At 61.0% G+C, this 26420-nt stretch carries 24 protein-coding genes; 6 read left to right on the plus strand and 18 right to left on the minus strand.

Annotated elements, in window-relative coordinates:
• Positions 1–58: 58 nt before the first annotated feature.
• From modC to metC, 4 genes are read right to left on the minus strand one after another with little or no spacing between them, the layout of a single operon-like run.
• Positions 59–1180 (minus strand): molybdenum ABC transporter ATP-binding protein, encoded by a 1122-nt coding sequence (gene modC, locus SMD27_RS19395; protein WP_320510091.1) that lies wholly within the window; start codon positions 1178–1180, stop codon positions 59–61.
• Positions 1181–1193: 13 nt separating this feature from the next.
• Positions 1194–1889 carry a molybdate ABC transporter permease subunit gene (gene modB, locus SMD27_RS19400; protein ID WP_320510092.1) on the minus strand — a complete coding sequence of 232 codons (696 nt, stop codon included), beginning with the start codon at positions 1887–1889 and terminating at the stop codon, positions 1194–1196.
• 1 nt (position 1890) lies between these two features.
• Entirely contained in the window at positions 1891–2304 is a 414-nt protein-coding gene (gene hisI / locus SMD27_RS19405; RefSeq protein ID WP_320510093.1) for a phosphoribosyl-AMP cyclohydrolase, read from the minus strand.
• Between the two features lie 3 nt (positions 2305–2307).
• Positions 2308–3486, minus strand: coding sequence for a cystathionine beta-lyase (metC, locus tag SMD27_RS19410; RefSeq protein ID WP_320510094.1), 1179 nt, complete (start codon positions 3484–3486; stop codon positions 2308–2310).
• A gap of 165 nt (positions 3487–3651) precedes the next feature.
• Between metC and SMD27_RS19415 the strand changes: the two genes are divergently transcribed.
• The 4 genes from SMD27_RS19415 to SMD27_RS19430 all read left to right on the plus strand — a co-directional run bounded on the left by SMD27_RS19415 (position 3652) and on the right by SMD27_RS19430 (position 8001).
• Positions 3652–4734 (plus strand): amino acid ABC transporter substrate-binding protein, encoded by a 1083-nt coding sequence (locus tag SMD27_RS19415; protein WP_379990655.1) that lies wholly within the window; start codon positions 3652–3654, stop codon positions 4732–4734.
• 93 nt (positions 4735–4827) lie between these two features.
• The gene (locus SMD27_RS19420; protein ID WP_320510095.1) at positions 4828–6036 is read left to right on the plus strand and encodes an amino acid ABC transporter permease; all 1209 of its coding nucleotides are present in this window, start codon (positions 4828–4830) and stop codon (positions 6034–6036) included.
• 10 nt (positions 6037–6046) lie between these two features.
• Complete coding sequence (locus SMD27_RS19425) at positions 6047–7204, plus strand: amino acid ABC transporter permease (RefSeq protein WP_320510096.1); 1158 nt, start codon at positions 6047–6049, stop codon at positions 7202–7204.
• Between the two features lie 68 nt (positions 7205–7272).
• A complete protein-coding gene (locus SMD27_RS19430; RefSeq protein ID WP_320510224.1) occupies positions 7273–8001 on the plus strand; it encodes an amino acid ABC transporter ATP-binding protein in 729 nt (242 codons plus the stop codon).
• Here SMD27_RS19430 and SMD27_RS19435 read toward each other — a convergent pair.
• The 9 genes from SMD27_RS19435 to SMD27_RS19475 all read right to left on the minus strand — a co-directional run bounded on the left by SMD27_RS19435 (position 7979) and on the right by SMD27_RS19475 (position 17298).
• Complete coding sequence (locus SMD27_RS19435) at positions 7979–9169, minus strand: NAD(P)/FAD-dependent oxidoreductase (RefSeq protein ID WP_320510097.1); 1191 nt, start codon at positions 9167–9169, stop codon at positions 7979–7981. The genes SMD27_RS19430 and SMD27_RS19435 overlap by 23 nt on opposite strands.
• A complete protein-coding gene (locus SMD27_RS19440) occupies positions 9166–10569 on the minus strand; it encodes an FAD/NAD(P)-dependent oxidoreductase (RefSeq protein ID WP_320510098.1) in 1404 nt (467 codons plus the stop codon). Before SMD27_RS19440 ends, SMD27_RS19435 begins: the two co-directional genes overlap by 4 nt.
• Before the next feature lie 46 nt (positions 10570–10615).
• Positions 10616–10909: a (2Fe-2S)-binding protein gene (locus SMD27_RS19445; RefSeq protein WP_320510099.1), complete on the minus strand. Its 294-nt coding sequence runs from the start codon at positions 10907–10909 to the stop codon at positions 10616–10618.
• A 12-nt stretch (positions 10910–10921) separates the two neighbouring features.
• Entirely contained in the window at positions 10922–11959 is a 1038-nt protein-coding gene (locus SMD27_RS19450; RefSeq protein WP_320510100.1) for a GNAT family acetyltransferase, read from the minus strand.
• 5 nt (positions 11960–11964) lie between these two features.
• Positions 11965–12825 carry a 3-mercaptopyruvate sulfurtransferase gene (gene sseA, locus SMD27_RS19455; RefSeq protein WP_320510101.1) on the minus strand — a complete coding sequence of 287 codons (861 nt, stop codon included), beginning with the start codon at positions 12823–12825 and terminating at the stop codon, positions 11965–11967.
• 16 nt (positions 12826–12841) lie between these two features.
• On the minus strand, positions 12842–13549 hold the full coding sequence (locus tag SMD27_RS19460; RefSeq protein WP_320510102.1) for an alanyl-tRNA editing protein: 708 nt from the start codon (positions 13547–13549) through the stop codon (positions 12842–12844).
• A gap of 573 nt (positions 13550–14122) precedes the next feature.
• Positions 14123–15124, minus strand: a complete 1002-nt coding sequence (locus SMD27_RS19465) for a cysteine synthase A (protein WP_320510103.1) — start codon at positions 15122–15124, stop codon at positions 14123–14125.
• 85 nt (positions 15125–15209) lie between these two features.
• Complete coding sequence (locus SMD27_RS19470) at positions 15210–16694, minus strand: M81 family metallopeptidase (protein WP_320510104.1); 1485 nt, start codon at positions 16692–16694, stop codon at positions 15210–15212.
• 1 nt (position 16695) lies between these two features.
• The gene (locus tag SMD27_RS19475) at positions 16696–17298 is read right to left on the minus strand and encodes an NUDIX domain-containing protein (RefSeq protein ID WP_320510105.1); all 603 of its coding nucleotides are present in this window, start codon (positions 17296–17298) and stop codon (positions 16696–16698) included.
• Between the two features lie 126 nt (positions 17299–17424).
• On the opposite strand from SMD27_RS19475, the gene SMD27_RS19480 reads away from it, so the two are divergent.
• Both SMD27_RS19480 and SMD27_RS19485 read left to right on the plus strand, forming a co-directional pair.
• Positions 17425–19491 carry an oxidoreductase gene (locus SMD27_RS19480; protein WP_320510106.1) on the plus strand — a complete coding sequence of 689 codons (2067 nt, stop codon included), beginning with the start codon at positions 17425–17427 and terminating at the stop codon, positions 19489–19491.
• Between the two features lie 37 nt (positions 19492–19528).
• Positions 19529–20179 carry a pyridoxamine 5'-phosphate oxidase family protein gene (locus SMD27_RS19485; RefSeq protein WP_320510107.1) on the plus strand — a complete coding sequence of 217 codons (651 nt, stop codon included), beginning with the start codon at positions 19529–19531 and terminating at the stop codon, positions 20177–20179.
• Positions 20180–20233: 54 nt separating this feature from the next.
• Here the strand turns inward: SMD27_RS19485 and SMD27_RS19490 are convergent, their stop codons facing one another.
• From SMD27_RS19490 to betI, 5 genes are all read right to left on the minus strand, one after another.
• On the minus strand, positions 20234–22189 hold the full coding sequence (locus SMD27_RS19490) for a hypothetical protein (RefSeq protein ID WP_320510108.1): 1956 nt from the start codon (positions 22187–22189) through the stop codon (positions 20234–20236).
• An 860-nt stretch (positions 22190–23049) separates the two neighbouring features.
• Complete coding sequence (locus SMD27_RS19495; protein WP_320510225.1) at positions 23050–23625, minus strand: MFS transporter; 576 nt, start codon at positions 23623–23625, stop codon at positions 23050–23052.
• Positions 23517–24335: an MFS transporter gene (locus tag SMD27_RS19500; protein WP_320510109.1), complete on the minus strand. Its 819-nt coding sequence runs from the start codon at positions 24333–24335 to the stop codon at positions 23517–23519. The genes SMD27_RS19495 and SMD27_RS19500 overlap by 109 nt, the downstream gene beginning before the upstream one ends.
• 147 nt (positions 24336–24482) lie before the next feature.
• Positions 24483–25658 (minus strand): acyl-CoA dehydrogenase family protein, encoded by a 1176-nt coding sequence (locus tag SMD27_RS19505; RefSeq protein WP_320510110.1) that lies wholly within the window; start codon positions 25656–25658, stop codon positions 24483–24485.
• Positions 25659–25705: 47 nt separating this feature from the next.
• On the minus strand, positions 25706–26350 hold the full coding sequence (gene betI, locus SMD27_RS19510) for a transcriptional regulator BetI (RefSeq protein ID WP_320510111.1): 645 nt from the start codon (positions 26348–26350) through the stop codon (positions 25706–25708).
• Positions 26351–26420: the final 70 nt, after the last annotated feature.

Here is a 26420-nt window from a genome sequence, read left to right on the forward strand (position 1 = left end):
CCGCGGGCACTATGCCACAGTCGTGGCCATCACGCGATTGTTGCAAGATCGAGAAAATTCATCGCAAAGGCTTTGGATCGGCTGCAGCCGACTTGACCAGTGCGATGACATTGTCGCCAACCGACAAGTTCAGTTCCTGAAGCGACTTTCGGGTGATCCGCGCCCAAATCGGACTGCCGATATCCACCTGCACATCGACGAAGGGGCCGTCGCTTGCGACAATTTGACTGACCCTGCCGGGCAGCTGGTTCAGGATACTCATCCCATTTACCGGCTGACGGGCCAGCGCAACGTTATTTGCGAGGATTCGCAGGTTGAGATGTTGGCCAACGGCATGGGGCAACCGGCCGACGCGAATCACACCACCGCAGGCTGTGCCCTGGCCGGCAGCGCCGGAAAAACCGAGCAGGCTGAGACCGCTGCCATCATCCTGTGCCAGTACCGTCACGCCGATCACGGCACCCGCTTCGGCATTATCGGTCAGGTTCGGCAGGTCAAGGCGACCGAGCACGCTTTCCACATCGCCATAGGCTGCCAGTTTGCCATCGGCGATCAGGGCGACTTGATCGGCCAGGCGCAGAATCTCGTCAGGATCATGACTGACATAGACGATGGGGACGGATAGCTCGGCATGCAGCTTCTCGATGAAGGGCAGGATCTCCGATTTCCGCTGGACATCGACGGCAGCGAGCGGCTCGTCCATCAACAACAGGCGGGGATTGGCGAGCAAGGCGCGGCCGATCGCGACGCGCTGTTTTTCGCCCCCGCTGAGGGTTGCGATGCGGCGCTCCAGCAAGCCGCCGATGCCTAGCAGCTCGACGATCCAATCGAAACCGATATCGCTTTCCTGTGTGCCATATCGGCGATGAGTCAAGCGCCGGCCATAGAGCAGGTTGCCGCGCACGCCGAGATGAGGGAAGAGGCGCGGTTCCTGGAAGACATAACCGAGCCGTCGTCGTTCCGGCGCGATATCGATACCGGCCCGACGATCGAACATCGTTTGACCATCGACGCGGATGATCCCGTCATCAGGCCGGTTGAGGCCGGCTAGCCAATTGAGGATTGAGGTTTTGCCCGCCCCCGACGGTCCGAACAACGCGAGGATGCCCTTCGTCTCCACCTTGAGGTCGATCTTCAGCTCGGTCTTGCCGAGGCGTTGTCGGGCATCGATTTCGATCATCGACCGTCTTTCCTCATCGCATATCCTGTCCGCGCCGCATCAGCCAGAGATTGACGCGGTGGGCCAGGATAAGGGCGCCAAAGGCGATGATGATCGAGATGATGGTCAACCGCATGGCACCGGCCTCGCCATCCGGCATCTGGATCAGACTCTCGATGGCAAGCGGTAGGGTCTGGGTCTCGCCGGGAATATTGGAAACGAAGGTGATGGTGGCGCCGAATTCGCTGAGCGACCGGGCAAAGCCGAGGATGGTGCCGGCGATGATCCCGGGCATGGCGAGCGGCAGGGTGACGCTGAGAAAGACCCACCAGCGAGCAGCACCCAGACAGCGTGCGGCAGCCTCAAGGCGTTGATCGGCGGCATCGAACGAGACACGGATGGCGCGCACGAAAAGCGGCAATGCCATCACCGCGGAGGCGAGCGCTGCACCCTTCCAGGTGAAAATGATGGTGATGCCGAGATATTGCTGCAACAGGCTGCCCAATATGCCCTTGCTGCCGAACAGCAGCAGGAGGCCGTAACCGACAACGACCGGCGGCAAAACAAGCGGCAGATGCACCACGCAATCCAGCAGCATTTTACCAGGGAACTGCTTGCGGGATAGCAGCCAGGCCAGGAAGATGGCGATCGGCAGGGTGACGAGTGTACTCCAGAAGGCGACTTTCAGACTGAGCAGCGTCGCCGTCAGCTCAACTTCGCCCAGCTCCATCTCAGGATCCGTACAATGTCTTCGGGTCGATGAGGATGTCGGCGATGGTTTCCGTCTTGCCGTTGCGCAAAGCCGTGTAGAAGCAACTGCGCCGGCCGGTATGGCAGGCCACGCCGATTTGATCGACCAGCAGCAACAGGCAATCATTGTCGCAATCGACGCGCAGTTCGACCAAGCGTTGCACTTGGCCGGAACTCTCACCCTTGCGCCAAAGCGATTTGCGCGAACGCGACCAGTAGCAGACCCGCCCGCTCGCCAAGGTTTCGCGAATGCTGTCAGGTGACATCCAGGCCATCATCAGCACCTCGCCGGTATCATGCTGCTGGGCGATGGCGGGGATCAGGCCATCCGGTGTCAGGGTCAGGTCAGCGATGAGCTGCTCCATATCCGGTGTCAGGGCGGTCGCCGTCGTCATGCCTCAATTTCCGCGTAAACGGGCAAAGCCGGCATCGAGATCGGCAATGAGATCGTCGGTATCTTCCAGGCCGGCATGAAGGCGAAGTGTCGGCCCGGCCTCTGACCAAGCCTTGACGCTGCGCGCATGCGAAAGATGTGAGGGGATCATCAAGCTTTCATAGCCGCCCCAGCTGAACCCCATGCCGAAAAGCCGCATTCCGTCCAGCATGGCGGCAACGCGCTCTTCGGCGAAAGGCTTCAGCACCATCCCGAAAAGGCCGCTCGAGCCGGTGAAATCGCGCTTCCAGATTGCATGTCCCGGGTGATCCGGCATGGCCGGATGCAGGACACGCTCGACCTCAGGCCGCTGCTTCAGCCAATTGGCCAGCGTCAATGCAGTCTGCTGGTGCTGCGCCAATCGCACCGCCAAGGTGCGTAAGCCGCGCAAGGCGAGATAGCAGTCATCGGGCGAGGCGGCGTAGCCCATGCCGTGAACGCTGGTCTTCACCTGCTTGTAATGCGCATCCTTCATGGTGATGATGCCCATCATCACGTCGGAATGGCCGACAATATATTTCGTCGCCGCGTGGATCGATAGATCGACGCCGTGCCGGAACGGCTTGAAATAAAGCGGAGTGGCCCAGGTATTGTCGAGCAGGACGAGGCAGCCTTTCGCACGGGCCGCTTTGGCGATCGCGGGAATATCCTGGACCTCGAATGTATGCGAACCGGGGCTTTCGACAAAGACGACGCGGGTATTGTCCTGGATGAGATCGGCGATGCCGGCGCCGATCATCGGGTCATAATAGGTCGTGCTGACGCCGAACTTCGCCAATTGCTGATTACAGAAGGTACGGGTCGGTTCATAGACGCTGTCGACCATGAGCAGATGATCGCCGGCTTTCAGGCAGGCAAGCAGCGCCCCGGCGACGGCGCCGAGGCCAGAAGGTAGAATCACGGCCCGGTCAGCCTCTTCAAGCTCGGCCACGGCGGATTCCAGCGCGAAGGTCGTCGGCGTGCCATAGCGGCCGTAATAGACCGTGTCAAATTTCTGCCGGCCGCGCTCATGCATTTCACGCACCGTCGGGTAAAGTACGGTGGAAGCGCGGTAAATGGGCGGATTAACCACGCCGCCATGAGCTTCCGGGTCATTGCCGGCATGGGTGAGGATGGTACGGTCTTTACGCGGCGATTTCGCCATGGTGGATATCTTCCCGGTTGTCCAAGATTACTTGTAGCACTCGGAGTCTTTATGTAAAAGTCTGAGGTATCCGCCTGTTCCGGCTGGCAAAACCTAGCCGTTGAAAGGCAAAGCCTGGCGGGTCAAAAATACATAAAATACAGGGAAGGAATGAACATGCGACGGATGAAAACCATTTTGGGATATACGCTCGGTGGTGCATTGCTGACCGGCTTGGCTGTAGCTGGCGCGGAGACAGGCTCGATGCAGCCGATCTCCTTCATTGCCAAGGCACAAGCGCAGGCCGCAGGTGGCCCGACGCTTGAGAATATCAAGAAATACGGCAAATTGCGCTGCGGCGTGAATACCGGCTTGGCCGGCTTCGGTGCGCCGAATGACAAAGGCGAATGGGCCGGTCTGGACATCGACCTCTGCAAGGCGGTTGCGGCTGCCGTGTTCGGCGATGTGAGCAAAGTCGAATACAAGCCGCTCAATGCCGAACAGCGTTTCACCGCCCTGCAATCGGGCGAGGTCGATATGGTGTCACGTAATTCGACCTGGACGATGTCGCGCGATACGCAGCTCGGTCTCGATTTCCCGGCGGTCAATTATTACGACGGCCAGGGCTTCATGGTGCGCAAGGAAGCTGGTGTGAAAAGCGCGCTGGAACTGAAAGGCGCCACCGTCTGCGTGCAGGAAGGCACGACCACCGAGAAGAATCTCGGCGATTACGACAAGACCAACAATATCGGCATGAATCCGCCGGCCAAGTTCAAGGATAGCGATCAGGCTCGCGGCGCCTATGACGAAGGCCGTTGCGATGCCTATACGACGGATGCCTCGGGTCTCGCGGCCGAGCGCACCGCACTGAAGAATCCGGACGACAACATCATTCTGCCGGAAATCATCTCCAAGGAGCCGCTGGGGCCCGCCGTGCGTAACGGTGACAGCCAATGGGCAGATATCGTCCGTTGGTCCTTCTTTGCGATGGTGATCGCGGAAGAGAAGGGCATCACCCAGGCCAATGTCGATCAGATCAAGTCCAGCTCCCAGGACCCGGAAGTGCGCCGCATGCTCGGCGTCGAGGATAAGATGGGCGAAGGCATGGGCGTAGGCAACGATTGGGCCTATAACATCATCAAGCAGGTCGGCAATTACAGCGAATCCTTCGAACGTAATGTCGGCAAGAACTCGCCGTTGAAATTGGAGCGTGGCCTGAACGCGCTCTGGACCAAGGGTGGTCTGCAATACGCACCACCGATCCGCTAACGGCAAGATCGACAAGCCAACGCCCGGCGCAGCTGCGACCGGGCGTTGGTGCCTATGGTATCATTGATGTCCGTCTCAGCGGTGGAGGGGACTATGGCCGATATTGCCAAACCGGGCCGGCATGATCGCCAGACAGCAACTGCTTGGTGGCGCGACGAGCATATTCGCGGCCTGATTGCGCAGGCGATCACGCTGCTAATTGTGGTCGGCGCGATCCTGTTTCTCATTCATAACATGATCGTGAACCGCGAGGCGCAGGGTCGCCCGTTCAGCTATAGTTTCATGGACAACATCGCCGGTTTCCCCATAGCGATGTCCGTGATCCCGGTGGACCTCAATTCGACCATCACGCGGATCATGGTCGCCGGCATGCTCAACACCATGGTGGCGGGCGTTGCCTCGATCATCCTGGCGACGATCGTCGGCTTCGTGATCGGCGTCATGCGGCTGTCGCCCAACTATCTCATTTCCCGCCTCGCCGGGGCGTATATCGAGGTCTTCCGCAACATCCCGCTGCTTGTGCAGCTCTGCTTCTGGTATTTCGGCGTTCTCAAGCTGGTGCCGAACCAGCGCAATAGCCTCAATCTGCTCGATGCAGTCTTCCTGAATGTGCGCGGTTTCTATCTGCCGCGACCCCTACCGCAAACCGGCTTCGACTGGATCATCGGGGCTTTGGCCGTCGGGATCATCGGCGCGCTCCTTCTGAGGCGCTGGTCGCGGCAGCGTCAGGCGGCCACTGGCGAGCGGTTCCCGGTGCTTTGGACGGGCATGGCGCTGGTGGTCGGTTTGCCTGTGCTTGCCTGGCTCGCCGTCTCGATGATCTACGGGACGCCGCTCAATTGGGAATTTCCGGTTCTGAAAGGGTTCAATTTCCAAGGTGGCATCGTCCTCTTGCCCGAGCTGACCGCCTTGGTGATCGGTCTCAGCATCTATACCGCTGCCTATATCGCTGAAATCGTACGCGGCGGCATTCAAGCGGTCAGCCACGGCCAGACCGAAGCGGCGCTGGCGCTGGGGCTTCGGCGCAGTTGGACGCTGCGGCTGGTGATCATCCCCCAGGCCCTGCGCGTCATCGTGCCGCCCTTGACCAGCCAGTATCTCAATATCCTCAAAAACTCGACCCTGGCGGTTTTCGTCGGTTATCCGGATTTCGTCTCGGTCTTCACCGGCACCGTGCTCAACCAGACCGGTCGCGAAGTCGAAGTCGTCATCATCACCATGCTCTTTTACCTGGCGATCAGCCTGACGATCTCGCTCTTCATGAACTGGTACAACAAGCATATCGCGCTGGTCGAAAGGTGAGGGCCTGGCCATGATGGATACCTCGAATGTGCCGACCGGCCCGCGCCAAAACCCAGAGCTGGAGGAAATATCGCCACCCATCACGGTCGTGGGACCGGTGGCCTGGCTGCGCACCAATCTCTTTTCCAGCCCCTTCAACACGCTTCTGACAATCCTGGCGGTGCTGTTCCTCGCCTGGGCGGTGCCACCTTTCATCCGGTGGGCATTCATCGATGCGACCTGGACATTTCCGCGGGAGGTGCTCGACGGTGCCCGTGGCCCCAATCGCGGCGACTGCGCGCCCGACGGAGCTTGCTGGATCTTCATCCAGGCGCGTATCGGCCAGTTCCTCTTCGGTTTCTATCCGGCCGATGAACGCTGGCGCGTGGTGCTGGTCTTTATCCTCACCTTCGGCGCCGTTGCCGGCATGTTGATCGAGCGCATTCCGTTCAAAAAGCAGAATGCGCTCTTCCTCTTCGTCATCCTGCCGATCCTTTCTTTGTGGCTGCTACTCGGCGGTCTGGGTCTCGAAGTGGTATCGTCGCGGCTCTGGGGCGGCTTCATGCTGACCCTGATCATTGCCTGTGTCGGCATCGTCCTTGCCTTGCCGCTTGGCATCCTGCTGGCGCTCGGCCGGCGCTCCGAATTGCCGGTCGTGCATCTGCTCTCGGTGATGCTGATCGAATTCGTGCGCGGCGTGCCGCTCATCACCGTGCTGTTCATGGCAAATGTGATGCTGCCGCTTTTCCTGCCGCCGGGCACCACGATCGATCCGCTGCTGCGCATCCTGGTCGGCTTCACCGTCTTTACCGCGGCCTATCTGGCTGAGGTGGTACGCGGGGGGTTGCAGGCGATCGGGCGGGGGCAGTATGAAGGAGCAGCGTCGCTTGGCCTCGGCTATTGGTCGATGATGCGCCTGATCATCCTGCCGCAGGCGCTGCGGATCTCCATTCCGGCCATCGTCAATACGATCAATGGCGCCTTTATGGATACAACCCTTGTCGCCGTGGTCGGTCTCTATGATTTCCTGAACATCGTCAGGACCGGCTCGCGGGATGCCAATTGGATCGGCACGGAAATCGACGGCTTCGTCTTTTGCGCCGCTATCTACTGGATCTGCTGCTACGGCATGTCGCGCTACAGCATCTCGCTGGAACGCAAGCTCGATACCGGCCATAAAAAACGCTAAACGCTGCGGAGGCGAATATGAGTGCAACCGCCCAGGCCTTACCGACCGAAATTCAATCCACCGACGTCATGATTTCCATGACCGATGTGCATAAATGGTTTGGCCAGTTCCATGTATTGAAGAATATCAATCTCTCGGTCCACAAAGGCGAGCGCATCGTGGTCTGCGGCCCCTCGGGCTCCGGCAAATCCACCATGATCCGCTGCATCAACCGGCTGGAAGAACATCAGCGCGGCAAGATTGTGGTCGATGGCATCGAATTGACACGCGATCTCAAGAATATTGAGCTGGTGCGCCGCGAAGTCGGCATGGTGTTCCAGCACTTCAATCTGTTTCCCCATCTCACGGTTCTGGAGAACCTCACTTTGGCGCCCGTCTGGGTGCGCAAGATGCCGAAGAAGGAAGCTGAAGACGCGGCGATGCATTACTTAGAGCGCGTGCGTATCCCCGAACAGGCTGACAAATATCCCGGCCAGCTGTCGGGCGGCCAGCAGCAGCGTGTGGCGATCGCCCGCTCGCTCTGCATGAATCCGAAGGTCATGCTGTTCGACGAGCCCACTTCCGCGCTCGATCCGGAAATGATCAAGGAAGTGCTGGATGTGATGATCGAGCTGGCGCGCAGCGGCATGACGATGATCTGCGTCACCCATGAGATGGGGTTCGCCCGGACCGTTGCCAACCGTGTCCTGTTCATGGATCGGGGCGAGATCATCGAGCAGAACGAGCCGGAAGCCTTCTTCAACAATCCGCAATCGGAACGGACGAAGCTATTTCTCAGTCAGATCCTGCATCATTGATTGGAGCAGGTTCCGTAACGCTGTTTTCGACGGCCGTTTCCGGTTTTGCCCGGAAGCGGCCGATCGACAGGCCCGCGATCGACGTATCGCTGCGGCCATCAGCGATCAGCTCGCTGAGCACCGCGCCGACGGCCGGGCCAAGCTGGAAACCGTGGCCGCAAAAGCCGAAGGCATGGAACAGGCCGGGATGGGTTTCGCTGGGACCGACGATCGGTGAACCATCCGTGGTATAGCCGTCGACGCCGGTCCAACTGCGGATCACCGGCAGATGTGCGATCATCGGCACCAAGCGTATTGCCATAGCGCTCGCTTGGCGCGTCACTTCCGGTAACGGGCGGCTTCGCGTAAAGCCCTCATTGGCGCGGCCTTCGCCGCCACCAAACAGGATATTGCCGCGCAAGGTCTGGCGCAGATAGAGATCGCCGCCGATCACGCCCAGAACCGGCTTGATCCGATAGGGTGCCGGTTCCGTCACCAGGACTTGCGGCACTTCCGGCCGCAAGGCGACGGGCTCGTCAAACCAGCCGGCAATGGTTGACGCCCAGGCGCCCGCAGCATTCACAAGAACGGCGGCGGCGAAATGCCGGCCGTCATTGATGCGCAGATGGAAAAGGCTGTTCGCATACCAGGCTTCGGCGACCTCGGCGAATTCATGCAGCTCCGCCCCGGCCGCCTGCGCGGCGGCGGCGAAGGCGGGCGCGACCAGACGCGGATTGGCATGGCCGTCCTCAGCGCAGAAGGTCGCGGCGATCACCGTGTCGCCGATCCAGGGATGAGACTGTTTCAGCGTCGCCCGGTCGAGGAAATCGATCGCCAGGCCCAATTCGCCCGCGGCGGCACGATGGGCTTCGAGGATCTCGATATCTTCCGGCTTGCGTGCCAGGCGTAGATGGCCGGTCTGGATGAAGTCGCCGTCGATACCGATCAGCGTCGACAGATTGCCCCAGATTTGCCGCGCGCGGCGTGACAAAGGAATTTCCGCCACGGCACGCCCATGTTGCCGGACGCCGCCGAAATTGACGCCGCTCGCCCGGATGCCGGGCTGGTCGCGCTCCAGCAGGATGACCGACTTGCCCCGCTTGGCGAGGTGCAAGGCCGTCGCGCAGCCGGCGATGCCGCCGCCGATGACCAGCACATCCGCCTTGATTTCGTTGCGCCCGCCGATCATTCGGCGGCCTCGCCCGTTGCGGTTCCGACCGTTGCAGCCAAGGCTGAAACCGGGACCGGTTTCACCGGCGCCTGGCCGCGCAGACGGCCGACACTGTCGATGCTGACACCCAGTTCCGCGGCCATGATCTCCGCCGCCGCCGGGCCGCAGAGCCGGCCCTGACAGCGCCCCATGCCGAGGCGGCAATAGGCCTTGGCGCGGTTGAGATCGCGGGCACCGAGCTGACCGCAGACACCCCGGAAATCGCCGGCGGTGACGGCTTCGCAACGACACAGCATGACCTCGTCACCGATATCGGCAGCGCAGTCGTCTGGAAAGGGGAAAGCGAGCTCCAGCGCCTGCCGGTAGCGTTGCCAGCGCTGCATCTGGCGCAAGGCCGCATTGGGATCGAAGCCGTCGAAGCCGAGGCCATGATCGGACAGGACGGCGGCCGCGGCGAGCTTGCCGCGCAATTCCGCGGCGTCGGCGCCGAGGATGCCGGCACCATCGCCGGCCAGATAAAGACCGGGCCGATCCGTCGCGCGCCCATAGGGATCGGTTTGCGGCAGCCATTGCCGGTTCAATGGATCGAAAGCGAAATGCGCGCCAGCGAGATCGGCCAATTGCGTTTCCGGTTTCAGGCCATAGCCGAAAGCGGCCGCATCGCAATCGACTTCCAGCGTATCCCCGCGGTCGGAGATGAATTCCAGCAGGCTCAGGTGACAGTCGCCAGTCGCGCGCATCGGGCGCCATCCATGCAGCACGCGGATCTTATGCTGGCGCAGCCAGTTCAGATAATGCAGGCCCTTGGCCAGCACCGTGGGCATGGCGGCCAGCTTCAGGGCTTGCGACAGCATGGCGCTGCGCGGTGCGCTGTTGATCACCGCTGCGATCTGGGCGCCCGCCCGCGCATATTGATAGGCGACCAGGAAGAGAAGCGGGCCGGTGCCGGCAAAAACAATCGATGAGCCGATGGCGCAGCCTTGATGCTTCAGGGCGATCTGCGCGCCGCCCAGCGAATAGATGCCGGGCAGGGTCCAGCCCGTAAAAGGCACCATGCGGTCCATCGCGCCGGTCGCCAGGATGAGGGCATCGAAATCGATGCTCTCGGCCGTCTCTGGTCCCCGGATCTGTGCGCGATTGTCGATGACGTCATAGACGAGGCAATTGGGCAGGTAATCGACCTGTTCCTGAAGTTGCGCGAAACGCTGATAGAGCGCATGTGCCTTGGGCGCATCGAAACCGTAGAGCTGATTGGCCGAGCGTTGAAAGCCAGGCACATTCGGCGGCAGGCGATAGATCTGTCCGCCGATACGGGGCGCCTCATCCACCAGGATCGGGCGGATGCCATGCTCGACCAGCATTTCCGCCGCGCGTAAGCCGGCCGGCCCGGCCCCGACGATCAGCACCCGCGCCGTCATGCGCCGACCCTTGTCATGGACTGGCCCTTATCATGCACCGGCCCTGTCATGCGCCTGCCTCTGGCGCGGTGACGATCGACATGCCTTGCACGACATAGGTAGTGCAAGCGCGAAGCCTGCTGCCATCGGCGGCACTGACCCAGCAATCCTGGCAGGCACCCATGAGGCAAAAGCCGCCGCGCGCGCCATCGCCGAATTCGCTTTGCCGCAGATGGTCGCGATGAAGCAGGATTGCCGTCAGCAAGGTATCGCCTTCGAGCGCCTGAATTGCCGTTCCGTCAATGGTCAAGTCGACCGGTTGGCGGTCTTGATCGGCTAAGCGCTGGAACTGGCCACTCATTGCCGGTCTCCGCTAAATCGCTACCGGTAGGCGCGGCTGGCGCCAAGCGGGGATCAGGCCTTTGAGACGCGGATCGATGATGCGCTTGGCATCCTGCCGGATCGGCTGAAAACCAGCACGTTGATATGCGGCGAGGGCGCGCGGATGATCGAGCGTGCAGGTATCGACGGTGACACGTTCGACGCCTTCATAAGACCAGGCGCGATCAATTGCCCAATTCAGAAAATACTTGCCGAGGCCGCGGCCGATAAAGTCCGGCACGAGGCCGAAATAGGCGATGGCGAGGTCGGGCAGGGCATTGCGATCGAATTCAGCATAGCCGGCTGGCACGCCGCCGGCATGCAGCACATAGATTTCGATATTGGGGTCGCGGATCGCGGCTTGCAAAGCCGCGTCGCCTATCTCACGCCGCTCGTACCAGAACCAGGGTTCGCCGACCGTATTGTAGAGATAGCGATAGTACGCGACCGTCGGCTCTTCCAGCTTCAGCAATGCATAATTACCGAGCGGCATGGGCGTGCTGGGGCGGGTCGGTCGCGATGTCATCTCCAGATAGGTAACGACCACGTCCAGTTTCGCTGCTTCCATTTCGGGGCGGTCGGCATTCAGCCACTTCGCCATCAGGCGCCGTGGCGTGTCCTCATAACCAATGGCTTTATAGAAGCCGCCGGCCGCGTTATTGTCTTCGCGGATTATCAACTGGCATTTGGCGATACCGCGTGCCGTCAGCCAGTTCTCCGCCAGTTGCATCAGGTCGCGACCATAACCGCGATGCCGATGATCGGGTGCCACGCCAAGGCGATAGATCCAGCCGCGATGGCCGTCATGCCCCACCATGATGCTGGCGACGATCGCATCTTCCACCGTGCCGACATAGAGCTGGCAGTCCTGGGAAGCTGTCATGCGGCTGATGTCACGCTGCGGATCGTTATAGGCCATGTTGAGCCCACAATCATCCCACAGGCTGACGACGGCCGAAAAATCCGCCGCCGCATAGGGACGAATGACCATTGCCGGCGACGGCGTCTCTATCCCGGGGCGATCTGCCATCGCGGTCAGGCCGGCTCCACCGGCGTATCGCCCGGCAAGCCCCATTCGGCCCAGGAACCATCATAGACGGCGACGTCGCGGTGGCCGATCAGATGCAGGCCGAAAGCAAGCACGGCTGCGGTAATACCGGAGCCGCAGGTTGTCACCACCGGTCTGGCGAGGTCGATCCCGCTGGCGGCGAATTTGGCTTTGAGCTGGTCTGCCGGCAGCATCGTGCCGTCAGCCGGATTGAGAAGCTGGTTATAGGGCAAATTGAAGGAGCCGGGAATGTGGCCGGCCCGACGACCCGGCCAGAGCTCGGGCTCCGTCGCGTTGAAGCGGCCGGCGGCCCGGGCGTCCAGCACCTGCTCGCGCTTGGTCGTTAGATTGCGCAGCAATTGATCCTTGGAGCGGACCTGGGTGTTATCGAGCCGGGCGGTCAGATGGCGCTCGCGCAGATGAGGCTCGCCGTCTTCGGTTGGCCTGTCTTCAGCGAGCCATTTCGGGAAGCCGCCATCGAGGATGGCGACGTCGCTCTTGCCAAAAATGCGGAACATCCACCAGACGCGGGCCGCGCCCAGCAGGCCGGTCCGGTCATAGACTACGACGCGATTGCCGTCGCCGATTCCAAGCTTGCGCATGCGGGCGGAGAACTTCTCCTGGGGCGGCAGCATATGCGGCAATGGACTCGTCGTATCGGCGATGTCGTCGATGTCGAAAAAGAGCGCGCCGGGAATATGCTGTTCCAGATAAGCAGCGCGGGCATTCTTGCCTTGCATCGGCAAGTAATAAGTGGCATCGACGATCCGCAGATCGGGCTGGTCGAGATTGGCTGCCAGCCAATCAGTTGAGACCAGGCTCTGCGGATTGGCGTAAGTCATACTCATATAATCTCCATCACGGTCATGCATCGAGCAAAGCGATGTTGACGCGCCGGTTCATTTTGCCTTTGTTCTCAATCTTGGAAATCTCGACGCGGCCGATCTCGCCGGTTCGCGCCACATGCGTGCCGCCACAAGGCTGAAGATCGACGCCGACAATATCGAGCAGCCGTACCTTGCCTTGGCCGCTCGGCGGCTTGACCGACATGGTGCGGACCAGTTCCGGCTTTTCCGCCAGTTCCTCATCGCTGATCCAGCGTGGCTGCACCGGATGATCACCGGCGATCAGCGCGTTGAGGTCGCGGGTCAATTGTTCCTTGTCTAGCACGGTTTCCGGCAGGTTGAAATCGAGCCGGCCCTTGCCGTCGCTTACCTGCCCGCCGGTGACATCGCCTTTGATCAGCGAACAGAGCAGATGAAGGCAAGTATGCATGCGCATCAGGCGGTGCCGCCGCGGCCAATCGATGCGAGCCGTCACCTGCATGCCGGGCTGCAGCTCGGGCTGGCTTTCGGCGATATGCCGAACCGAATCAGGCGCCTGATCCTTGAGCGTATCGGTGATCTCGATGCATCTACCATCCGCCAAAATTAACTGGCCTTTGTCGCCGGGCTGGCCGCCGCCCATCGGATAAAAGACGGTCCGGTCCAGCCGGATGCCCTCGTTGTCGACGGCGGTTACAGTAGCCGTGCAGTCCTTGAGATAGGCGTCCTGGCGAAACAACAATTCCATGAATTGGCTCATAAAGTCTTAGCTTAAAAAGGAAGCCTCCGCTTACGGCCAACTATGGAAGCTCGCCTCGGCAGGGTCAAGCAACTCCGCCCTGAAGCCGGCGCGGCGATCGCCACCAGTGCGCCGACGTTTAGGAACTTAGTGGCCACATGGCGATTATCTGGTCCTGGGACGAGGGATTGGCTGACGCAGCGCGGCCAATGGGAGAGGGCCTATGCAGGAAAGTCCAGAAAATCTGCAAAAGTGTATTGAAACGTGCTTGGACTGCTATCGCACGGTCCTTGGCACTGCTGTGGCACATTGCCTTCTTACCGGCCGTGGACGTACCGCGGTGAATCACTTTCGCTTGATAACCTCCTGTGCCGAAACGTGCCGGACATCCATTACGCTGATGGGACCAGCGCGCTACCGGAAGCTCTGTGGCATTTGCGCGGACATATGCGAGATCTGCGCGGCGGATTGCGAGCGGCTCGGTGAGATCGATTGCGCGCGCACGTGCAGGTCATGTGCTGAATCCTGCCGTGCCATGGCGGCATGAAAAAGCGGGTCACTCGACGATGACCCGGTTGTCCATTACATCCAGTCGGGAGCCGGTAGATTCTTACTGCGCAGGAATTCCGGATTGAAAAGCTTGCTCTGATAGCGGCTGCCGTAATCGGCGAGCACTGTCACGATCGTGTTGCCTGGCCCTAATTCGCGGGCCAAGCGGATCGCGCCGGCAACATTGATGCCGCTGGAACCCCCAAGACATAGCCCTTCACGCTTGAGAAGATCGAAGATCACCGGCAGGGCCTCGCTATCGGTGATTTGATAGGCGTGGTCGACGGGCATATCCTCGATGTTCTTGGTGATGCGGCCCTGGCCGATACCCTCGGTGATCGAGGAGCCAGCCGCCTTCAACTCGCCGGTCTTGTAATAGGAGTAGAGCGCAGCGCCTTCCGGATCGGCCAGACCGATCTGGATTTTTGGGTTGCGCTCCTTCAGATACATGCCGACACCTGCCAGCGTGCCGCCCGATCCGACCGCGCAGATGAAGCCGTCGACCTTATGGTCCGTCTGTTCCCAGATTTCCGGGCCGGTGGTCTCATAATGGCCACGCCGGTTGGCGGTGTTGTCGAACTGGTTGGCCCAGATCACGCCGTTCGGATTGCTGTCCTTCAGTTCCTCGGCGAGGCGGCCGGAATATTTCACGTAGTTATTGGGATCCTTGTAGGGGACCGCCGGCACTTCCTTCAGTTCGGCGCCGGCCAGGCGCAGCATATCCTTCTTTTCCTGCGACTGGGTTTCCGGAATGACAATCAGCGTCTTATAGCCGCGGCAATTGCCGACCAGAGCAAGGCCGATTCCGGTATTTCCGGCCGTGCCTTCAATGATCAGCCCGCCGGGCCGCAACAGGCCCCTTTTTTCGGCATCGGTGATGATTGCCAAGGCGGCCCGATCCTTCACCGAACCGCCGGGATTGAGGAATTCCGCCTTGCCCAGAATCGTGCAGCCCGTCAGTTCCGAAGGGCCCTTGAGCTTGATCAAGGGGGTGTTGCCGATGGCGTCGATGAAACCGTCGCGGATAGCTTTCATGGTGATCCCGTTAAATCACAGATGAAGTGTAAAATAGGCTCTCCACCGCGACGGATCAATGGTCATTGGATCAATGGTCATTGGATCAATGGTCGTCCGCTTCAGTCAACGGATAGAGATGCCGGGGTGCATGACGGAAAGAATAATGACGAATATTGGGCGATGCTGGGCCGGGCGCGTCGATTTCGATAATCGCTCGCGTCAGGGGTTTGAACGCGGCCCGGAAATGATTCTTGGCCTTCACACAGAGGAGGCCGGTTTTACCAAGATCAATACCGTGCAACTCAAAATAGCCCGGATCGTTCGGCGTCTGGCAGCTCTCGGTGACGATCACCTTGATGCCCTGGACATCCAGCAAGGCGGTGCGGCCCAGATTGACCGGCAGATTGGTTTCCATTGGCCCAAGATTACGGAATTGCCCGTCGGTCAAGGCGAGCACGGTCGCCTCGACCTCGACCGGTGCGCCGAAAGCCTGGGTGATGCGGCCGCCCAGAGCCGCTGACAGTCTTTGGCCGATCCCTGCCGCATGGCAACGAGCGACCAAAGGCGGGTCCCAGAAGAAGCCGAAGACGGCAGGGACATTGGGCCGCAGCTCCAGCAGGGCGCGGAACAAGCCCGGCGTATCGCCAATCCCGCCCGACAGCGGATTGTCGGAAGGATCGATCACTGCCGCCGGCTTGTCGCCGATCAGTCCCAAGGCCTGCCGTAATCCTTCGGCCGGACCCGCTATCGAAACATAGAAGTCGTCGCGCCGGGTCGCCATCGCTGCGCTGAGCTCTGTCACCGCTCGTTGCGCCAGATCGGGATCTCCATCGGTCGTCGCGATGACACTGGGGCCGGCAAAGGGGGAATCGCCATAGGCAAAGCCGCCGAACAGGCTGACGTCGATCATCTTCGGCTTGCGGCGCCAATCTTGCGCCAGCTGCTGCAGTTCCGCCATCGGCCCGTCCGTGGTGCGCATGTTGAAGCTGGGCAGAATGGCCGGCAGTTTGGCGATCGCCATTTCCGGCGCGATGCGCTTCTCCGCCGTGGCGGTCACTGCGTGCAATACCAGCATGGCGGTTTCGGCCATGTCGATATGCGGATAGGTCTTGTAACCGGCAGCGACGGAGAGCTCTGCCACTATCTCAGGCGAAAGATGCGCATGGAGATCGAAGCTGGCGCCGAGCGGCACGTCGCCAATGACGGCTCTGACGTCGCGCAGCAAGTCCAGTTCCGGCGTCGGGTTATCCACCAATACGGTGGCGCCGTGCAGGGAGAGATAGACGGCGTCCCATGTCTGCTGCCGCAATCCATCCAGGATTGCCGCCCGGATCGTCGCGAAAGCATCCGGCGTTACCGGCCCGCCCGGCGGTGCCGCGGTGCAGAGCAGAAACTCGACCTGCCAATCCGGCTGGCTTTCGGCGAAAGCGACGGCAGCACCGATCTCGGTCGCCGTGCCGCGATAAAAATCCTTTGCGGCGTCGCCCGATACCCATTCCCGGGCACGGAAGATCTCAATCCCGGTGGTGACCGGCGTGAAGGAATTGCCCTCATACCACAAGCGGGCAACGGCAAGACGTCGCATCATCTCACCGCCATTTCCGCCGCACTTTTTCGCGATTCAACAGAAACCATTGCAAGGTGAGGATCAACGGCCCATTGCCGGTATGACCGGTTTCCAAAATTTCCGGCACGGTGGCGGCATCATGCAGGCTGGCGCGGATATCCTCGTGTTCATAATCGAGCCCATGCACGCCGCCTTTCCAGCTTTCGCTGTCGAAACGGCCAAGAAAAACACAGAGTGTTTCGGTGGTGAGTCCGGGACTGACCAGATAGCGATAGACCGGCCAAAGCTCGGTCACGGCACAGGCGGCCTCTTCCAGGGCCTCGCGCCGCGCGATCTCGTCGATCGCCTCGTTCTTGTCGTTGATGCCGGCGATGACCTCGCGCTGCCAGGCCGGCAGGCCGGCGAGATGGGCTTGCAGACGAAACTGCTCGATGAGCAGGATTTTATCGGCAACCGGATCATAAGGCAGCACGGCGACACAGATGGGCCGGGCCACGACCTCGCGGTTCATCGGCCCCACCCACCCGCCATTGAAGGCGCTGTGGCGCAGGCGGTAGCGATCCACCTTCAGGAAACTGTCGAGTATGCGTTGTTTTTCCAGGATTTCGAGATCGGCTGCCATCATACCCTCAATCGATAGGTGGCCAGCCTAGCAAGGCAGCATGTCGGTAATCAACCTTGGCCGGCGCAAGCTTGCTGCCGGGAAGGCGGCCGCGCTACAGTGCCGCGCCGAAGAGTCAGGGATAAGAAAATGAACCGCGATCCACGTTACGACATCCTGTTCCAGCCGATGAAGATCGGGCCGGTGACGGCCAAGAACCGCTTCTATCAGGTGCCCCATTGCAATGGCATGGGACATCAGCATCCCCAGGCCCATGCGGCGATGCGCGGCATGAAGGCGGAAGGCGGCTGGGCGGTCGTCTCCACCGAAGAATGCGAGATCCATTGGACCGGCGATATCTCGCCTTATATCGAGGCGCGGCTTTGGGATGATCACGACATTCCGCATAACGCCATGATGTGCGAGGCAGTGCATCGGCATGGCGCCTTGGCGGCGATCGAGCTTACCCATAACGGCCCCTCTTCCTCCAACCTTACCAGCCGCGAGGCGCTGATCGGCCCGCGTCATGAACCGGCGAGCTATCATCCCTGGCAGGCGCGGCGGATGGACCGCGCCGATATCCGCGATTATCGCCGCTGGCATCGCGATGCGGCGTTGCGGGCGAAGCAGGCCGGTTTTGACATCGTCTATGTCTATGCCGGCCACGACCTCAGCCTGGCGATGCATTTCCTGCAGAAGCGCCGCAACGATCGCAGTGACGAATATGGCGGTTCGCTGGAAAACCGTGTGCGCCTGTTCCGCGAGCTGATCGAGGATGTGAAGGATGCGGTGGGCGATCGCTGCGGTGTCGCCGTGCGTTTCGCCGTCGAAGAAATGATGGGGAATTACGGCATCACCAGCGAAGGCGAGGGGCGCGAGGTCGTCGAGATGCTGGCGGAGCTGCCGGATCTCTGGGACGTCAATGTCAGCAACTGGAAATATGATTCCATGACCTCGCGTTTCGCCGAGGAGGGTTTCCAGGAGAAGTACATCGCCTTTGTGAAGAAGTTGACCAGCAAGCCGGTGGTTGGCGTTGGCCGCTACACTTCGGCCGATCATATGGTGAAGCTGATCAAGAGCGGCGTGCTGGATTTCATCGGTGCCGCGCGTCCGTCGATCGCCGATCCCTTCCTGCCCAGGAAGATCGAGGAAGGACGGATCGAGGATATCCGCGAATGCATCGGCTGCAATATCTGCGTCACCGGCGATCACCTGATCACGCCGATCCGTTGCACCCAGAATCCCACAATGGGTGAGGAATGGCGCAAGGAGTGGCATCCGGAAGTGATCGCGCCGCGTGCCTCCGAAAGCAGCGTGCTGATCGTCGGGGCCGGTCCCGCGGGGCTCGAAGCGGCGCGCGCTTTGGGACAGCGCGGTTACGATGTGCATCTGGCCGAAGCGACGACCGAACCGGGCGGCCGGGTGAATGCAGAATCCGCGCTGCCGGGCCTTGGCGCCTGGGGCCGGGTGCGGGATTACCGCCTGTTCCAGATCGGCAAGATGCCGAATGTCACCCTCTATCGCGACAGCCGCCTGTCGGCAGCCGAGATCCGCGATTTCGGCTTTGAACATGTGGTGCTGGCGACCGGTGCAACCTGGCGGAAGGACGGTGTGGGGCGCAGCCATGCTTATGCGATCGCCGGCTTCGAGACGGCAGCGGTATTTAGTCCGGACGACATCATGGCGGGACGCATGCCGGCACGTGGCCCGGTAGCGCTCTATGACGACGACAATTTCTATATGGGCGGCGTGCTCGCAGAAAAACTGCGGCAGGCCGGGCTTGAGGTGACGCTGGTGACGGTCGCCGATGTCGCGTCAAGCTGGAGTGCCAATACGCTGGAAGTCGTGCATATCAATAAACGGCTGCGCAAGCTCGGCATCGGCATCGTCACCGCCAAAGATATCGAGCGATATCATGACGGCGAACTGCATCTGGGCTGTGTCTATGGCGGTGCCGGCAGCATTCTGCCGGCGGCCGCGGTGGTCAGCGTGACGGCGCGCCTGCCGAACGAAAACCTGTGGTTCGAACTCAATGACGATCAACCCAGCCTGGTCGCTGCCGGGATCAAATCCGTCACCCGGATCGGCGATTGCCTGGCACCGGGACTGATCGCCCAGGCGGTCTATGACGGCCATCGCTACGCCCAGTCATTCGACCGGCCGAAAAGCGATGCCGTTCCGTTCCGCCGCGCCATGCCGCTGGTGACAGTGCCGTAATCGGCCGCATCGTCACGTAACGAGAGGAAGGGAGAGCATGGCTTTCGACCCAACACCGGTTCGCAGCGACGAAGCCTTGCGCGCCGTTATCGGCCATCCGGAAGGTCTGGCCGTCGCCAAGGCCATTCACCGGTTGGACAAGCATTGCCGCCGCTTCATCGAATTATCGCCGTTCCTCTGTCTTGGCTCGGCGGATGGTGCCGGCAGGGCCGATATATCGCCGCGTGGCGATAGACCGGGTTTTGTCCGGGTGCTGGACGACCGCACCTTGCTCATTCCCGAGCGGCCCGGCAATGCGCGGATCGATTCCCTGACGAATATCCTTGAGAATCCCAATGTGGCGCTGATTTTCATCATCCCCGGCTTCGAGGATACGCTGCGGGTCAATGGCACGGCGGAAGTGACGGTGAATAAAGACCTGCTGGCACCGTCGGCGGTGGATGGCCGCGCGCCCAAAGCGGGCATCATCGTCACGGTGGAGGAAGCCTTCCTGCATTGCGCGAAGGCGTTCCGCCGTTCCAGGCTTTGGTCGGCGGAACCCCAGGTGGACCGCAAGGAAATGCCGAGCCTCGCCCGCATCATCATGGAGCAGGTCTCCGAAGTCCGGCGGGAGCGTGGTCCGGATGAGGACGAGGTCGCCGCTGCCGATCGCAGCCTGGAAGAAGATTACCGGACGGAACTCTATTGACGAACACTACCAGCCTCGGCCATGGCCGAGGCTGGACAGTATGCCGGGGACGCATCAGGCGATGATCTGCGCGTGCGTAAGTTCAGCATTGCTGAAGACGGTAACCGTGTCGGTGCCGTTGGTGAAGCTATGGGCGGCCATGCCGGCAACCGAAATACCGGCCGCGGTTCCGGTGGGCCCCAGGGTCGCGTTCGACGCGGTCGCGGTCCAGCCGCCGCTCGTGTCGATATTGAGGGTATCGGTGCCACTGCCGAGATCGGCAACGAATTGATGATCTGCAGTGTCGGATAGTACATCGCCGAGGCTGAGGGTCACGGTGTCGTTGCCGCCGCCGGTTTGGATGCGTTCGACCGTTGCGATATTGGGTCCGCGCAGATCGATTGTATCGGCACTGGAAAGATTGGCATCGACCGTATCGAAGCCGGCCCCGCCATCGAGTTTGTCGGCGCTATCCCATTTGAGCGTATCGTTCCCCGCATCGCCAAAGAGCTGATCGAGACCCGAGCCGCCGGTCAGCGTGTCATTACCACCATTGCCATGCAGGATGTCGCTGCCCCCGCCGCCGGTCAGCGAATTCGCAAGACCATCGCCGGTCAGCTGGTCGTTGAAGGCGGAGCCGATGACATTTTCCACGCTGACCAATTTGTCATTGCCTTCGCCCGTCGCGGTGCCCAGGCTCAAATCGACGATCACGCCGGTTGATGACGCACTGTAATCCGCCGTATCGGTTCCCGAACCGCCGTTCAGCAGATCGTTGCCGAGCCCGCCCGCCAGGGTATCTTTGCCGGCACCACCATACAATGTATCGTCGCCGCCCCTGGCGATCAGCTTGTCGTCACCGGCATCGCCATAGATCGTCTCGCCGAGGCTGCCGCCGGTGATCGCATCATTGCCATCCCAGCCGTGGAAAGGCTGGGTGGTGTCATAGCCGGAAGCTGTGGCGGCCGCCGCATCGGCCGGCAGGCTCACCGTATCATTCCCGCCAAGCGCGTTGTATTCCGAGCCGTATAGATAGGTGCCGCCGAAGACGGTGCCGAAATCGACCACGTCGTTGTTGGCACTGAAAAGCGGCGGCAAGGTAGAGGTGGGGGATAGCTGCAGCTCGAAGAGCCGCCCATCCATGAACTGGTCCGACCCGTAATCGGCAACCCATAGCGACATGGTGTTGGGATCATCATTCGGATCGCTGCTCGGCGCCAGGGTAAGCGCCTTCACGAGAGTCCGGCGCGCATCGGGCCGGCCGTAGCCTTCCAACAGGTTGATCGTGTCGAGAAGCTGCCCATCGCGTGAGACGACGAAGATGTCGGCCGAGGTTTCGCCACCCATGTAATAGACATTGCGGGTCGGGTCATAGGCGATGGCTTCGGGATCGCCGAGCGTGGATGGCAACTGGACGGTGGAAACCACGGTTCCATTGGTGGTGGTTTCAAAAATCGTCCGCGGATGCAAGCTGCCCTGTTCGCCCTCGACCACCAGCAAGTGACCGGTCACCGGATCGAAGCCGATATCCTCGGTATCATTGGCGCCGAAATTCAGGGTCGAAAAAGAGGAGATCAGCGTGCCCGGATTGTTGGGGTCGACTTCAAAGACCTTGTGGGCCACGTCATCACTGATGAAAAGATGACCGTTAAGCGGATCATAGGCCAGGCCGGTGGGCTCCTTGGTGAAGCTTTCCAGGCTGGTGCTATGGTCAAAGGCGCCGGTTTGCGACAGGACGAAGAGATTGTCGGAACGGAAGAAGGGCGTTTCGTCGATCTCCGAATCCGAGACCAGCAACTTGCCGGTGCCGGGCGTGCTGCCAGGGATCCAGGCAATCCCGGCCGGGTCGGGACTTGGATTGGGCCAATGGGTCGTGTCGATCATCTGCACCACGACCGGGCTCAGCGGCGGCGATACGGTGGTGGTCGTGGTCGTCGTTGTCGCCAACGCGGCCGTCATCTGCGGCGCGACGAAGGCGGGATCCGAGAGGGAGCTGCTATCGGTGCTGAGGCTGGCGAGCGTTGTTGTCATCCCGTCATCCGAGGGCGTGCCGGATTGTGGCGCCGGCGGCGATGCTGTCTGGCCGGAATGCGGATCCATACTTCCTGTCGCCGTGTGATGCGATGTCGGCGCGGCGTTCCATATCGTGCTGCCGGTATTGCCGGGCTGCGCAAATGGATCATCAGTTTCAGTCGCAGCCGTTCCACTTGCGCCAGTTGCCGATCCGGCATGGCCGTCCGGTTGCGATGCGAGTGAGGCCAAGACTGTTGGTGTCGCCGGCGGCGGAGCACTTTGGTGGGAATGTTCCGCTGTGGTTGGACCGACCACTTCCGATGTAGGCTGCGAGGCCGGACCGGTGTCATCCTGCCGATCACGAATCATGCCCCATAACTGCATTAGGTCTCGCCAGGAGTGGGAGGGTTTTGCAGGCGCCATGATGCTTTAGCTCCTCTGTGCTTTGCCGGCTCGGTTAAGGCGAGCCTGCGGGACCGCTCAGCCGATCAGCGTAGCGGTCCGTCTCGGGCAGCATTGATTTAGGCGACGATTGTCCATCACATCGGTTTGTTGATTGCGGATAAGGCGCTTGTCAGGAGATTGACGTCCGCGCGCCCTTGTTCCGCGGATGGAGCGATGATCCGCTTCCGCTCGAGGAGCTGTCATCATCGAGATGAGTGAGATGGCGCAAAGTGATCGTCACAAATACTAGCGGGGCGCCTCGATTGACGAAAAAAAGCGCCCAAACGTCAGTGTTCTGTAAGGTGATGGAAAGTTATTCGTGTACCTCGCCAACGCGAGCTCGGTGCATGATTTCAGTGCTAGGCAGAAGTGCCCACGCGAAGGCGGCGAAGATGCTCAAGTCGCGCCGGCCAATCTATCGGAACCGACGCAATCTATTCGACGAAGCCCTCTTTCACCGCGGGTGAGGGACCATGTGACACGGCCTCGCCGCGCGGGTCGAGTTCCGGCGCACCGACAGCTCCCTGTCCAACCGGTACCGCGACATAGTTGCTTTGCTCCGCTGCGCTCTTGGCGCGGCGGCGGAACACGCGATAGAGGGCGAAAAGGGCGACGACCGCGAAACCGGCGGCGAGAAATTGGAACAGGCCGTTCGGGCCCAGCGGTACCATCAACAGGCCCGCGGTGAACGGGCCGACCGATGAGCCCAGACCCCAGATGAAGAGGAGCCCGCTGGAAGCTGCGACGAAATCGCGCTTTTCAATGTAATCCGTCGCCTGGCTGACACCGAGCGCATAGGTCGGCGAGCTGAAGGCCGTCAGCAGGAAGAAGAGCGTCAGCAGGACGAGATAGGGCATATCGCTGCTGATGGTGAAGGCGATCGACAACAGCGAGGATAGGATCATGGTGCCGATGATGATCGGCCGTCGGCCGTAATGGTCGGCGATATGGCCGATCGGATACTGCGCCAGGATGGCGGCAATGGTGCCGATGCTGATGAGGAAAGCCAGTTCCTGCGCGTTGCCGCCGCGCGCGGTGATGCGGTGATATAGACCGGCAGCAGCGAATAAAGCGCACTGATGAAAATGCCGGCGCCGAAGCAGCAAACCACGCCAAGCGGCGAGATGCGGATCAGTTGCAGGATGCTGAGATGGCTGCGCTGGCCGATTTCCGGATTGCCGACTTTGGTCAAGGCCAAGGGGATCATCGAACTGGCGATGCAGATGGTGGCCAGGGCGAAGAGCAGGGTGCCGGTCTGGTCCTTCAAATTGAGCGCCAGCGGCGAGATGCCGGAGGCACCCCAGGCGACGACCGAATAGACCGCGAAAACGCGGCCGCGATTGTCTTCCGTCGCCTTGTCGTTAAGCCAGGATTCGATGATGACGAAGGCGCCGGCCAGGGTATAGCCGGCGGCGGCGCGCAGGACGATCCAGACATAAGGATGCTGCAGCACGATCATCAGCAAGGTGGCATTGGCGGCTAGCACGGCAAAGACGCCGAAAGCGCGGATATGTCCGACCCGGTCGATGATCCGATGGCAGGTGAGGGTGCCGATCAGGAAGCCGACGAAATAGGCCGAGGCGACGATACCGATCAGATCGGAGCCGATTCCGTTCTGGCTGAGCCGGATGCCGATCAGCGGGTTGAGCACGCCAAGTGCTGCCTCGATGAAGCCGATCCCCAGCAGGACCGGCATCGTCGGCTGCACAGACTTCCACATGACATGCCCCCTATTAATGACGATATCGCGGGCTGGCCCTTTCCAGGCCGCGCCTCCCATATCTCGCAGGCGCCGTTGCGGCGCGCAATCCGTTTCGCGCCGCAGGCTGACGTTCCTGGTTGATATCCGGCCGAGCTGATGTCAGGCCTAGTCGATCAGCGCATCCTGGCCGCGCTTATAAAGGCCGTTGGCGATGATCAGGCGTTGGATCTCGCTGGCGCCTTCCCAGATCCGGTCGACGCGGAGTTCGCGAAAAAAGCGTTCCGCCACATTTTCCCGCATATAGCCGCGCCCACCGAAGATCTGCACTGCACGGTCAGCGACACGATTGGCCATCTCCGAGGCATAGAGCTTGACCATGGAGGATTGTGCATGCACGACCTTCACGTCCTCGCCGGCATCGATCGCTTCGGCGGTGCGATAGGTCATCAGCCGCGCCGCCCATAATTCGGTGACGCTGTCGGCCAGCATGAACTGGATTGCCTGCTGCTCGGCGAGGGGCTTGCCGAAGACCGCGCGTTGCTTGGCAAAAGCGGTGGCTTCGTCGATCAGCCGGGCCGCGGCGCCGCAGCAGCGGGCGGCGATCATCAGCCGCTCATAGCGGAACCAGTCATAGGTGAATCCCATGCCGTCGCCCTCGGCGCCGATGCGGTTGGCAACGGGCACGCGCACGTCGGTCAGGCGATAGATCGGATGATGCGCGGCGTAGGTATGGGTGTAGGCCGGGCTGCGCACCACCTCGATACCCGGCTTCTCCATGTCGATGAAGAACAGGCAATGGCTGCCGGCCTTCGGCCCTTCGGTCAGTTTCGCCTGGAAGATCATGATATCGGCGAGGTTGCCGCTGGTGACATGCCACTTTTCCCCATTCAGTAGATAATGATCCCCTCTCCTGCGCGCCGTTGCCTGGATGGCATCGACATCCGAACCAGCCTCGGATTCGGTAATGGCATAGCATTCATGGCGCGCGCCGGTGATGATCGGCTTGATCCAGGTTTCGATCTGATAGGGCGAGCAGGCGGCCAGCATCCAGCTTTGGGCATTGCTGTAACACCAGCCGAGGGCATTGGTGACGCGGCCGATCTGCTCGGTGGCCACGACCTGTTCCAGCATCGTATAGCCGCTCCCGCCATATTCGACGGGAATATCCATCGCATTGAGGCCGACTTCCCGCGCCAATTGCTGGTGCCTGGCTTTGGCATCCTCAGGGATCAGCCCTTCGTTCATTTCCGCATGCACTTCCCAGGGGATGAGTTCGGCTTCAACAAATTTACGGGTCCGTTCGCGCAATTGCGCGGCACGCGGCGGCAATGGATAGCTCATGATAATCCCCCCTGAAGATTATTGTTTTATAGTTCTGTGTGATCTGGTCAGGCGGCCGAAGCGGGTGAGGCTGCCGTGGCCTCGCGTTGCCCGAATTCCATCGGGAACAGCCCGGCCAGGAACAGCCGGACCGTCTGCTTGGCGTGATCGCGGTCGATCGCCTGCGGACTGATCAAGATATCCAGCCACAAGCCGTCAATCATGGCGCCGAAACCGCGCGCTACCTGATCGGCATCGAGGTGACTATAGCCGCCTTGTGTGATCAAATCCTGAAAGACCGCGCGCAGGTCTGCATAGAGAGCCGCGGACATATCCTGGCACAGGCGCAGGAATTCAGGCCGCCAGCGGGCTTCGCCCCAGAAGGCGTACCAGACGGTCACCCGCTTCCGGTTGATAAACAGCCGGTGGAAGTCGTTTTCGATCGTGGCTTCGATCCGGGCCACCGGCGAGGGACCGGCTTTCTCGCGGGCTTCAACGGCGCTGGCCCGATAATCGTCCAGGATATGCTTGAACGTGGCGATCAGCAGGGCGTCCTTGCCCTTGAAGTAGAAGTTGACAATGCCAACCGAAAGTTGGGCTGCTTCAGCTACTTGGGCCAAAGTGAGATCGGCGAAGCCGCGCCGGGCGATGCAGTCGATCGTAGCTTCGATCAACTGGATCCGACGGGCCTCCTTGATCCCTTCGCGCGACATGGCGTCTCCCAAAGATTGTGAAATATTGTTACGCAGAAATTTTTGTTAAGTCAATGTTTTTTCTTGACTT

This window comes from Dongia soli (assembly GCF_034044715.1).
GTDB classification, from domain to species: Bacteria; Pseudomonadota; Alphaproteobacteria; order Dongiales; family Dongiaceae; genus Dongia_B; species Dongia_B soli.

Coding starts and splice junctions, on each gene's coding strand:
- SMD27_RS19415 (WP_379990655.1), top strand. CDS start 3,652: ATGAAAACCATTTTGGGATATACGCTCGGTGGTGCATTGCTGACCGGC.
- sseA (WP_320510101.1), bottom strand. CDS start 12,825: ATGAGTATGACTTACGCCAATCCGCAGAGCCTGGTCTCAACTGATTGG.
- modB (WP_320510092.1), bottom strand. CDS start 1,889: ATGGAGCTGGGCGAAGTTGAGCTGACGGCGACGCTGCTCAGTCTGAAA.
- SMD27_RS19445 (WP_320510099.1), bottom strand. CDS start 10,909: ATGAGTGGCCAGTTCCAGCGCTTAGCCGATCAAGACCGCCAACCGGTC.
- SMD27_RS19435 (WP_320510097.1), bottom strand. CDS start 9,169: ATGATCGGCGGGCGCAACGAAATCAAGGCGGATGTGCTGGTCATCGGC.
- SMD27_RS19500 (WP_320510109.1), bottom strand. CDS start 24,335: ATGTGGAAGTCTGTGCAGCCGACGATGCCGGTCCTGCTGGGGATCGGC.
- SMD27_RS19480 (WP_320510106.1), top strand. CDS start 17,425: ATGAACCGCGATCCACGTTACGACATCCTGTTCCAGCCGATGAAGATC.
- SMD27_RS19460 (WP_320510102.1), bottom strand. CDS start 13,549: ATGGAATTGTTGTTTCGCCAGGACGCCTATCTCAAGGACTGCACGGCT.
- SMD27_RS19490 (WP_320510108.1), bottom strand. CDS start 22,189: ATGACAACAACGCTCGCCAGCCTCAGCACCGATAGCAGCTCCCTCTCG.
- modC (WP_320510091.1), bottom strand. CDS start 1,180: ATGATCGAAATCGATGCCCGACAACGCCTCGGCAAGACCGAGCTGAAG.
- SMD27_RS19450 (WP_320510100.1), bottom strand. CDS start 11,959: ATGGCAGATCGCCCCGGGATAGAGACGCCGTCGCCGGCAATGGTCATT.
- SMD27_RS19485 (WP_320510107.1), top strand. CDS start 19,529: ATGGCTTTCGACCCAACACCGGTTCGCAGCGACGAAGCCTTGCGCGCC.
- SMD27_RS19465 (WP_320510103.1), bottom strand. CDS start 15,124: ATGAAAGCTATCCGCGACGGTTTCATCGACGCCATCGGCAACACCCCC.
- betI (WP_320510111.1), bottom strand. CDS start 26,350: ATGTCGCGCGAAGGGATCAAGGAGGCCCGTCGGATCCAGTTGATCGAA.
- SMD27_RS19420 (WP_320510095.1), top strand. CDS start 4,828: ATGGCCGATATTGCCAAACCGGGCCGGCATGATCGCCAGACAGCAACT.
- hisI (WP_320510093.1), bottom strand. CDS start 2,304: ATGACGACGGCGACCGCCCTGACACCGGATATGGAGCAGCTCATCGCT.
- SMD27_RS19470 (WP_320510104.1), bottom strand. CDS start 16,694: ATGATGCGACGTCTTGCCGTTGCCCGCTTGTGGTATGAGGGCAATTCC.
- metC (WP_320510094.1), bottom strand. CDS start 3,486: ATGGCGAAATCGCCGCGTAAAGACCGTACCATCCTCACCCATGCCGGC.
- SMD27_RS19430 (WP_320510224.1), top strand. CDS start 7,273: ATGATTTCCATGACCGATGTGCATAAATGGTTTGGCCAGTTCCATGTA.
- SMD27_RS19505 (WP_320510110.1), bottom strand. CDS start 25,658: ATGAGCTATCCATTGCCGCCGCGTGCCGCGCAATTGCGCGAACGGACC.
- SMD27_RS19475 (WP_320510105.1), bottom strand. CDS start 17,298: ATGATGGCAGCCGATCTCGAAATCCTGGAAAAACAACGCATACTCGAC.
- SMD27_RS19425 (WP_320510096.1), top strand. CDS start 6,047: ATGATGGATACCTCGAATGTGCCGACCGGCCCGCGCCAAAACCCAGAG.
- SMD27_RS19440 (WP_320510098.1), bottom strand. CDS start 10,569: ATGACGGCGCGGGTGCTGATCGTCGGGGCCGGGCCGGCCGGCTTACGC.